This is a genomic window from Actinomadura sp. NPDC000929 (assembly GCF_040492065.1).
GTDB lineage: Bacteria > Actinomycetota > Actinomycetes > Streptosporangiales > Streptosporangiaceae > Spirillospora > Spirillospora verrucosospora.
The window spans coordinates 22,190-32,101 of the sequence record NZ_JBEUPA010000100.1; the positions used below are offsets into that span (position 1 = coordinate 22,190).

Sequence of the window (9,912 nt, forward strand, 5' to 3'; positions counted from 1 at the left end):
CCCGCTGCGACAGGGCGGTGCCCACGGCCTCGGTGAGGCCGTGGGCACCGTTGTCCCGGCGGGCGTCACTTCACCGAGCCGGCGAGGACCCCCTGGACGAAGTAGCGCTGGAAGGCGAAGAACACGATCAGCGGGACGACCAGCGACAGGAACGCGCCGGGCGCGAGGATGTCGATGTTGCCGGTGAACTGCCGCATCTGCGACTGCAGCCACTTGGTCATCGGCTGCGACCCGGTGTCGGCGAACACCAGCGCGACCAGCAGGTCGTTCCACACCCACAGGAACTGGAAGATGCCGAGCGAGGCGATCGCCGGGCCGCCCAGCGGGAAGATCACCCGGCGGAAGATCGTCCACTCCGAGCCGCCGTCCATCCGCGCCGCCTCCAGCAGGTCCCGGGGGATCGCCGCGAAGAAGTTGCGGAGCAGGAAGATGGCGAACGGCAGCCCGAAGGCCACGTGGAACAGCACGACGCCGGTGATCGAGCCGAACATGTGGAAGCTTCCGAACTCGATGTAGCCGTACAGCCTGGCGACCGGGATCAGCGCGACCTGGACCGGCACCACCAGCAGCGCCACGACGCCGAGGAACAGCCAGTCCCGGCCGGGGAACTCCATCCAGGCGAACGCGTAGGCGGCCAGCGAGGCGATCGCGACCACCAGCAGCGTCGCCGGGACGGTGATCAGCACCGTGTTCCAGAACGAGTCGACGAAGTCGCCCTTGTCCAGCAGCGCGCCGTAGGACTCGGCGGTCAGCTGCGCCGGCTTGGCGAACACGTTCCACCAGCCGTCGGCGTTGTTGTCCTCGTTGGAGCGCAGCGAGGCGACCAGCAGGCCGAGGGTCGGCACCAGCCAGAACAGCGCGACCAGGACCAGCAGCGCCTGCGCGGCGCCGCCGCCCGCCCTGCCGACGATCCGCGCGGCCAGGCCGCGCCGCGGCGCTCCCGCCGCGCCGCCGCCCTCCGCCCCGGAGGGCGCCTGCGGGGCCTTCTCCGCGGTGCTCATTTGCGCTCCTGCCGCATTCTCCGGATGTTGAACAGCATGGCGGGCAGCACCAGCACGAACAGCAGCACGGCGATGGCGCTGCCGGAGCCCTGGTCGTTGCCGCCGCCGAACGACTCGGTCCACATCTGCAGCGCCAGCACGCTGGCGTTCGGATCGCCGCCGCCGATGATGTAGACGAGGTCGAAGACCTTCAGGACGTTGATGACCAGCGTCACCAGCACCACCATCAGGACGGGCGCGAGCAGCGGGATCGTCACCCGCCGGAACACCTGCCACTCGGTGGCGCCGTCCACCCGCGCCGCCTCCAGGGCGTCGCGCGGGATGGCCGCGAGCCCGGCGGCGATGAGCACCATCGCGAAGCCCGACCACACCCACAGGTACGACCCGATGATCGCCGGGGTGATGAGGGTGTCGCCGAGCCACTCGGCGCCCTGGTAGGCGGTGGTGAAGTTGTCCTTGGGCAGCCGGATCGTGTACGTCCCGGCGGGCACCTTCCGCATGGTGAAGGTTCCGTCGGCCTCCGTGGTGGCCTTGGCGACGACCTTGCCGCCCTGGACCGCCTCGACCCGGATGCCCGGCAGGCCGGACTCTCCGGAGTTGGGGGCGTTCTGCTGGCCGCCCCCGCCCCGGGTGAAGTCGAACCAGACCGTGCCGGTCAGCCGGCCCGGCCCGGCCGCCGGGGGCGGCGCGGCGGGCTCGGCGCCCTTCGGCAGGTACTCGGGCTTGATCTTCAGCAGCGGGACGAGCGCGCTCTGCCCCGCCGAGTACGGCCGCACCGAGACCACGGCGCCGCCGTCCTGCCGGACCGGCGAGTTCCCGCCGTTGCGGGGCCCGGCCCCCGGGTAGGTGGTGTCCTGCCGGAACATGTCGTGGACCGCGACCATCGCCGCGTTCGCCACGCCCTTGTCCGGGTCCTGCTGGTACACCAGCCGGAAGATCACGCCGGAGGCGAGGAACGAGATCGCCATCGGCATGAACACCACGAGCTTGAACACCGTCGCCCACCGGATCCGCTCGGTGAGCACGGCGAACACCAGGCCGACGATGGTCACCACGGTCGGCGCCACGACGACCCAGATGGCGGTGTTGCGCACCGCCACGAGGTTGTCGTGCCCCTCGAAGACCCCGGTGTAGTTGTCGACGCCGACGAACGAGCCGCCCGAGGCGTCGAAGAAACTGCGGATCACCGAGTAGACGATCGGGTACACGACGAGGAAGCCGAGCAGCAGCAGCGCCGGCAGCAGGAACGTCAGGGCCAGCCACGACGGCGGGGTCAGCCGCTCGCGCGCGCCGCGGGCGTCCCTGCCGGCGGGCGGCGCGTCGATGGCGGCGGCGCCGCCGGCCGTCGCGGCCGGCGGCACCTCCTCATTCGGAGCCTTCATCCAGGGATTCCCTACTTGTAGGCCCTACTTGTACGCCTTGGCCGCCTCGGCCTCCAGCTTGGCCTGCGTGCCCTTGACGTCGGTCGGGTTCTGCACGAACTGGCGCAGCGCCTCCCACTCGCCCTTGCCGGGCGTCGCGCCGAACGCGGCGGGAGCCAGGTCGGACATGTCGTAGCGGGCGGCGTCGCCGGCCTGCTGGAGCTGGGTGATCAGCTGCTTGGCGATCGGGTCGGAGTAGGCGTCGGGCTTGACGTTCTTGTTCGGCGTCAGGTAGCCGCCGAGCCCGGCCCACACCGTGCCCGCCTCGGGCGAGGCGAGGTACTTCATGAGCTCCTGCGCGCCCTTGCCGTCCTTCAGCGCGACCGCGACGTCGCCGCCGAGGATCGCCGGGGCGGTGCCGCCGGCCTTCGGGAACGCGAAGACCTTGGCGTCCGTGCCGACCTTGGCCTTGGTGGTGCCGATGTTGGCGGCGGCGAAGTCGCCGCCGTAGACCATGGCGGCCTTCTGCTGGCCGAACACCTGGGTGACCGACTCGTCGAACTTGGTCTTGGTCGCGGTCGCGACGCCGCCGTTCAGGTAGTCGGGCTTGCCCCAGACCTCGGCGAGCGTCTGCAGCGCCTTGCCCACGCTCGGGTCGGTCCACTTGATCTCGTGCTTGGCGAGCTTGTCGTAGTTCTCCGGCCCGGCCTGCGACAGGTAGACGTTCTCGAACCAGTCGGTCAGCGTCCAGGAGTCCTGCGGGCCCGCGGCGAGCGTGAACGGGGTGGTGCCCGCGTCCTGCAGCGTGCCCGCCGCCTTGGTCAGGTCGGCCCACGCCGCGGGCGGCTGGACGCCGGCCTCGTCGAACGCCGCCGGCCGGTACCACAGGATCGACTTGTAGGCGGCCTTGACGATCACGCCGTAGGTCTTGCCGTCGGAGGAGCCGAGCTCCTTCCAGTACGGCGCGAAGTTCTGCCCGACCTGCGAGACCACGTCGTCGCCCAGGGGCTTGAGCGCCCCCTTGCCGGCGTACTGCTGCATGAGGCCCGGCTGCGGCAGGATCGCCACGTCCGGCGGGTTCTTGGCCTCGATGCGCGGGCCGAGGTAGGCGTCGGTGTTCTCCCCGGTGGAGGCGTAGTTGACCTTCGCCCCGGTCTTCTTCTCGAACGCCTGCAGGACCTTGCGGAAGTTCGCCTCCTCCGGACCGGTCCACTTGGCCGCGACCTCGATGGTGGTGCCCTTCAGCTCACCCCCGCCGGAGGGCGACGACCCGTCCCCGTCCTTGTCGTCGCCGCCGCAGGCGGCGGCCGCGGACAGCAGCAGTCCCGCCGCGACGGCGACTCCCGTCACGCGCCTGCCGACGCCGGCGGAGCCGTGTCGGGGGGTGCGGGGGGAGGTCCCCCCGCCGGCAAAGCTGACCCTCATTCCTCATCCTCCCTGGCCGGAGCGGCGTCGCCTGTTCCCCAGATCGACGCGCCGGACTCGATATCGAAGAAGTGCAGGCGTCCGGTGTCGACGCGGATCGTCACCGGGTCGCCCACCTTCACGCGGGTGCGCGGGCTGAACCGCGCGACCAGGTCCGTGCGGGGGCTCTCCAGGTCCCCCAGCACGTCGGTCCCCGCGTCGCGCGCGAGCTCCTTGGTGTCCTCGGTGACGACCTGGGACGCCTCGATCGCGAAGTGCACCAGCACGTCCGAGCCCATCGCCTCGACGAGGTCGGCGGTGGAGGCCAGCCCGGATCCCTCGGGCGTCTCCACGAGCTCGGAGTCCTCCATGTCCTCGGGGCGGATGCCGACGACGACGTCGCCGCCGAGGTGGGACGCCAGGGCCGGACGCTCGGTCATGACCTCGGCCGGAAGCGCCAGGGTCTGGCCGCCGATCTCCAGGCGCGGGTTCTCCGCGTCGCCGGACAGCGTGCCCTGGACCAGGTTCATGGCCGGTGAGCCGATGAATCCGGCGACGAACAGGTTCGCCGGCCGGTCGTAGAGCTCCTGCGGCGCGGCGACCTGCTGCAGGCGCCCCTTCTTCATCACCGCGACCCGGTCGCCGAGCGTCATCGCCTCGGTCTGGTCGTGGGTGACGTAGATCGTGGTGACGCCGAGGTCGCGCTGGAGGCGGGCGATCTCGGCGCGCATCTGGACGCGCAGCTTGGCGTCGAGGTTGGACAGCGGCTCGTCCATCAGGAACGCCTGCGGCTCCCGGACGATCGCGCGGCCCATCGCGACGCGCTGCCGCTGCCCGCCCGAAAGGTTGCGAGGCTTCTTGTCCAGGTAGTCGGTCAGGCCCAGGGTCCGCGCGGCCCGGTCGACCTTCTCGCGGATCTCGGCCTTCGGCAGCTTGCGCAGCGACAGGCCGAAGCCGATGTTGTCGCGCACCGACAGGTGCGGGTAGAGGGCGTAACTCTGGAACACCATCGCGACGTCGCGGTCCCGGGACGGCACCCGGTTGACGACCCGCCCGCCGATCGTGACCTCGCCCTCGGAGATCTCCTCCAGCCCGGCGACCATCCGCAGCGCGGTGGTCTTGCCGCAGCCCGACGGGCCCACCAGGACGAGGAACTCCCCGTCGGCGATGTGGAGGTTCAGGTCGGTCACGGCCCGCGTGCCGTCGGGATAGACCTTCCCGACGCTGGTCAGGTCGACCTCTGCCACGGCGTCTCCTCTTCGTCACGGCACGTCGATGCGGAAGAAACTCGACTTACTCCCGCGTAACAGTGCAACAAGGAGGTACAGGGCCGGACACCCGGATCGCAACCGGCGGAGGCACGCTCCGGCGCATTTGATACAGAGATCGTTACCGAGCCGTTTCCGTCTCAATTTGCGCTGCCCGAAAACAGCACGTGGGCATGAACGCAAACCCGTTCATGCCCACGGTCGTCCGGGCGCCCGAAGCGCCGGACCGGCGTCAGCCCACGACCACCAGCCCGCGCTCGGTGACGTTCATCGGCGCGTAGCCCTCCTCGGTGCACACGACGATGTCCTCGATGCGGGCGCCGTGCGGGCCGGGGTAGATGCCGGGCTCGATCGAGAACGCCATCCCGGGCTCCAGCGGCTCGCGGTTGCCGGCGACGATGTAGGGCTCCTCGTGCGACTCCAGCCCGATGCCGTGGCCCGTGCGGTGGAAGAAGTGCTGGCCGTGCCCGGCGGCGGCGATGATGTCGCGGCCCGCCGCGTCCACCTCCTCCGGCGTCGCCCCCGGCCGCACGGCCTCGCAGGACGCGCGCTGCGCCTCCTCCAGCACCGCGAAGTACGCGCGGTACTCGGCGGGCGGCTCGCCCACGCAGTAGTTGCGGGTCGAGTCCGAGCAGTAGCCGCTCGGCATCGTCCCGCCGATGTCGACCACCACGGGCTCGCCGGGACGGATGACCCGGTCCGACAGCTCGGCGTGCGGGTTGGCGCCGTTCGGGCCGGAGCCGACGATGACGAAGTCGACCTGCGCGTGCCCCTCGGCGATGATCGCGTCGGCGATGTCGCGGCCCACCTCGCGCTCGGTGCGCCCGGCCCTCAGCAGGTCCGGGACCCGGCGGTGCACCCGGTCGATCGCCTCCCCCGCCTCGCGCAGCGCCGCCACCTCCGCCGCGCTCTTGCGCATCCGCAGCTCCCGCAGCACGCTCCCGGCCGCGACCTGCTCGGCGCCGGGCATCGCGCCGCGGAACCGCAGCGCCATCACCGCCCACATCCGGTCGGCCACGCCGACGGTCCCCACGTCCCGCGGGAGGCGGCCGGCCACCAGCGCGTAGGGGTCGTCGGTCTCGTCCCACGGCACCAGCTCCAGCCCGAGGGACCCCGCCGGCGACTCCTGCGCGGCGGGAAGCTCCAGCCGGGGGACAACCAGGAACGGCTCGCCGCCGGCCGGGACCACCAGGCAGGTGAGCCGCTCGAGCTGCTTGGCGTCGTACCCGGTGACGTACCGCAGGTCGGGGCCGGGTGTCAGCAGGACCGCCCCGAGACCCGCCTTCACCGTCGCCTCGCGCACCAGGCCGACACGCTCGCGCGGATACAACTCCGTTGTCACATCCGTCTCCATATCCCAGCTCCTCTCCAGTGGCCGGTACCAGGATCCCAGGAGCGTCCGGGCGCCGGTGACCCGGCCCGCGTGGCAGCATGTGCCCCATGAGCGGGCTGATGCTGCTGGACACGCCGTCGTTGTACTTCCGCGCCTTCTTCGGGGTCCCCGAGTCGGTGACGGCCCCCGACGGGACCCCGGTGAACGCGGTGCGCGGGCTCGTCGACATGATCGCCCGGCTCGTCCAGGACCGCCGGCCGGAGCGGCTCGTGTGCTGCATGGACGCCGACTGGCGCCCGGCGTTCCGGGTGGAGGCGCTGCCCTCCTACAAGGCGCACCGGGTGGCCGAGGACGGCGGCGACCAGACGCCCGACGCGCTGGAGGCCCAGCTCCCGGTCATCGAGCAGGTGCTGGACGCCTTCGGGCTGGCGCGCGCGGGCGTCCCCGGCTACGAGGCCGACGACGTCATCGGGACGCTCGCGGTGCGGGGCGCGGCCGACGGGCCGGTCGACATCGTGACCGGCGACCGCGACCTGTTCCAGCTCGTCGACGACCGCGCCCCCGTCTGCGTGCTGTACACCGCGCGGGGGATCCGCAACCTGCAGGTGATGGGCGAGAAGGAGGTCGCGGCCAAGTACGGCATCCCGGGCCGCGGCTACGGCGACTACGCCACGCTGCGCGGCGACCCGAGCGACGGGCTGCCCGGCGTGCCGGGGGTCGGCGACAAGACCGCCGCCGCGCTCGTCACCCGGTTCGGCTCGGTCGAGGGGATCCTCGCGGCGCTGGACGCCGGCACCGACGAGGGGTTCCCGGCGGGCGCGCGCCGCCGGATGGAGGCGGCCCGCGAGTACCTGGCCGCCGCCGAGACCGTGGTGCGGGTCGTCACCGACATCGACGCCCCCGAACTGGCGGGCCTGGACGACCGGCTGCCCGCCGAGCCGCGCGACCCCGAGGCCCTCGTCCGGCTCGCCGACACCTGGAACCTGTCCAGCCCGGTCAACCGCCTGCTGAACGCGCTCTCCCGCTGACCGCTCCCCGGTGCAAGTTGCGCCGAGAGTGTCAGATGACACAGACAGCGCGGTCTCCGGCGTGCAGCATTCGGAGCGGTGAGGGGTTCTCCTTGGCACATGAAGGCGACCGGTACCCGCGGCACTTGGGCCTCAACGCCCCACTCCCCCCAATTGCCGCGGGTACCGGTTAATCCGAACCCCGGACCGGAGACGGACGTGCCGTGACCGAGCGGACCCGACCCCGCGGCGGCCTCGCCGCGGGCCCCGGCGGCGGATTCTGGGCCGCGCTGGACGGCCCGGAGCGCGCGGCGCTGCGGGCCGCCGGGCGGGCGCGGAGCTACCAGCCGAGAACGCCCCTGTGCTACCAGGGCGACGACTCCGACCACATCATCGTCATCGAGTCGGGCTGGGCGAAGGTCACCTGCGCCGGCGAGGACGGGCGCGCGGTCGTGCTCGCCGTGCGCGGCCCCGGGGACCTCGTCTGCGAGAGCGCGGTGCTCGGCGGCCGCGAGCGGTCGGCGACGGTGCAGGCGCTCGACCACGTCCGGGCGCTCATCGTCCCGGCGGCCCGGTTCACCGCCTTCCTGGACGCCCACCCCCGGGTGTGGCGGCTGGTCAGCGGCACGTTCGTGCGGCGCCTCGACGACGCCGACCGCAGGCTGCGGGCGCACGTGTCGGCGCAGGGAGCCCGGCGGCTGGCGATCCTGCTGTCGGGCCTCGCCGAACTGTCGGCCCGGCACGCCCCGCCCGCCGCCGGCGGCGCGGTCGCGATCGGGCCGCCGCTGTCCCAGGAGGAGCTCGGCAGCTGGATGGACGCCTCCCGGGAGACCGTCGCGCGGGCGCTGTCCACGCTGCGGCGCGAGGGCCTGGTCAGCACCGGCTGGCGCAGGATCACCGTGGAGGACCCGCCGGGCCTGCGCGCGTTCGCGGACTCCCCGGAGGACTGAGGCCGCCCGGCCGGAATCGAGCGGCCGGGCCGACGCCTTTACATTGTAGATTCACAACGGGATCGGGTGGTTCGTCCCGTACGCTCGGTCGTGTGCCGCGCCGACCGCTGCGACTGCGTACCGCCGAGGCCCACGCCGAGGTCCGCGCGGGACTCGACCGGATCCGCGTCGAGTTCTCGGTGCCCGGCGCGTTCCCGCCCGCCGCCCTCGCCGAGGCCGCCGCGTCCGCGCCTCCCCTGAACGGCCGGGCGGACCTGCGCGACGTCCCTTTCTTCACCCTGGACCCGCCCGGCTCCCTCGACCTCGACCAGGCGATGCACCTGGAGCGGCGCGGGTCCGGGCACCGGGTGCGGTATGCGATCGCCGACGTGGCGGGATTCGTCCGCCCGGGCGGCGCGCTCGACACCGAGGCGCGCGCCCGCGGCGTCACGCTCTACCTGCCGGACGCGAGCTCGCCGCTGCATCCGCGCCCCCTGTCGGAGGGGACCGCGAGCCTTCTGCCGGGCCGGGAGCGCCCCGCCGTGGCCTGGACGATCGACATCGACGACGCCGGGCGGATCACCGGCGTCGACGTGCGGCGCGCCCTCGTGCGCAGCCGCGACCGGCTCGACTACGCCACAGCCCGCCGCGGCGACGGCGACCCGCGGATCACGCTGCTCGGCGAGATCGGCGAGCGGCTCATCGCGGCGGAGGCCGCGCGCGGCGGCGTGAGCCTGCCGCTGCCCGAGCAGGAGGTCGTGCACGCGGGCGGCGGCTGGGCGCTCAAGCTGCGCGGCGACCTGGCCACCGAGGCGTGGAACGCGCAGATCTCGCTGCTGACCGGGCGGGCCGCGGCCCGGCTGATGCTGGACGGCGGCGTCGGGCTGCTGCGCACCATGCCGCCCGCGCCGGCCGAGGCGGTCGAGCGGCTGCGGCTGGCGGCCCGGGCGCTCGGGGTCTCCTGGCCCGGGGACGCCTCCTACGGCGACATCGTCCGCGCCCTGGACCCGGCGCTCCCCCGGCACGCGGCGTTCCTGCACGACGCGGCGGGGCTGATGCGCGGCGCCGGCTACACCGCCTTCGACGGGGCGCCGCCGGAGCACGCCGCGCACGCCGCCGTCGCGGCCCCGTACGCGCATGTCACCGCGCCGATCCGGCGGCTGGCCGACCGGTACGCCACGGAGGTGTGCCTGGCGCTGGCGGCGGACCGCCCCGTCCCGCAGTGGGCGCGCGAGGCGCTGCCGCACCTGCCCGAGGCGATGCAGCGGGCGCTGCGCCGCGGCGCCGACATCGACCACGCGTGCGTCGACCTGGTCGAGGCGCTCCTCCTGCGCGACCACGTCGGGGACGTGTTCGACGCGGTGGTGGTGGACGTGAACGGCGACCGCACCGGCGGGCGCGTCCAGCTGGTGGCGCCGCCGGTGTTCGGCCGCTGCGACGGGGAGGGCCTGCCGCTCGGCGAGCAGGTCAGGGTGCGGCTGGAAGAAGCGGACCCGGCGCGCCGCCGGGTCCGCTCTGCATCCACGACGACATGAGCCCGACGCCCGGGACGGACGCCAGGCCCGGGACCTCGTCCAGGTACGGGGCCGTGCGCACCGCCGACACCGCC

Annotated in this window: 8 protein-coding genes; 3 read left to right on the forward strand and 5 right to left on the reverse strand. The window is 73.2% G+C overall.

Annotated elements, in window-relative coordinates; all coding sequences use genetic code 11:
* Window positions 1-65: 65 nt before the first annotated feature.
* From ABWI04_RS28590 to ABWI04_RS28610, 5 genes are all read right to left on the reverse strand, one after another.
* Complete coding sequence (locus ABWI04_RS28590; RefSeq protein ID WP_345183027.1) at window positions 66-1,001, reverse strand: carbohydrate ABC transporter permease; 936 nt, start codon at window positions 999-1,001, stop codon at window positions 66-68.
* Window positions 998-2,383, reverse strand: coding sequence for an ABC transporter permease subunit (locus tag ABWI04_RS28595; RefSeq protein WP_353834388.1), 1,386 nt, complete (start codon window positions 2,381-2,383; stop codon window positions 998-1,000). Before ABWI04_RS28595 ends, ABWI04_RS28590 begins: the two co-directional genes overlap by 4 nt.
* 24 nt (window positions 2,384-2,407) lie before the next feature.
* Window positions 2,408-3,712, reverse strand: a complete 1,305-nt coding sequence (locus ABWI04_RS28600) for an ABC transporter substrate-binding protein (RefSeq protein ID WP_353834389.1) — start codon at window positions 3,710-3,712, stop codon at window positions 2,408-2,410.
* A gap of 71 nt (window positions 3,713-3,783) precedes the next feature.
* Entirely contained in the window at window positions 3,784-5,013 is a 1,230-nt protein-coding gene (locus ABWI04_RS28605) for an ABC transporter ATP-binding protein (RefSeq protein ID WP_345183024.1), read from the reverse strand.
* Between the two features lie 253 nt (window positions 5,014-5,266).
* Window positions 5,267-6,388 carry a M24 family metallopeptidase gene (locus ABWI04_RS28610; protein WP_345183023.1) on the reverse strand — a complete coding sequence of 374 codons (1,122 nt, stop codon included), beginning with the start codon at window positions 6,386-6,388 and terminating at the stop codon, window positions 5,267-5,269.
* An 86-nt stretch (window positions 6,389-6,474) separates the two neighbouring features.
* Between ABWI04_RS28610 and ABWI04_RS28615 the strand changes: the two genes are divergently transcribed.
* The 3 genes from ABWI04_RS28615 to ABWI04_RS28625 all read left to right on the forward strand — a co-directional run bounded on the left by ABWI04_RS28615 (window position 6,475) and on the right by ABWI04_RS28625 (window position 9,838).
* On the forward strand, window positions 6,475-7,395 hold the full coding sequence (locus ABWI04_RS28615; protein WP_345183022.1) for a 5'-3' exonuclease: 921 nt from the start codon (window positions 6,475-6,477) through the stop codon (window positions 7,393-7,395).
* Between the two features lie 203 nt (window positions 7,396-7,598).
* Window positions 7,599-8,324, forward strand: coding sequence for a Crp/Fnr family transcriptional regulator (locus ABWI04_RS28620; RefSeq protein WP_345183020.1), 726 nt, complete (start codon window positions 7,599-7,601; stop codon window positions 8,322-8,324).
* 92 nt (window positions 8,325-8,416) lie between these two features.
* Window positions 8,417-9,838: an RNB domain-containing ribonuclease gene (locus tag ABWI04_RS28625; protein WP_353834390.1), complete on the forward strand. Its 1,422-nt coding sequence runs from the start codon at window positions 8,417-8,419 to the stop codon at window positions 9,836-9,838.
* Window positions 9,839-9,912: the final 74 nt, after the last annotated feature.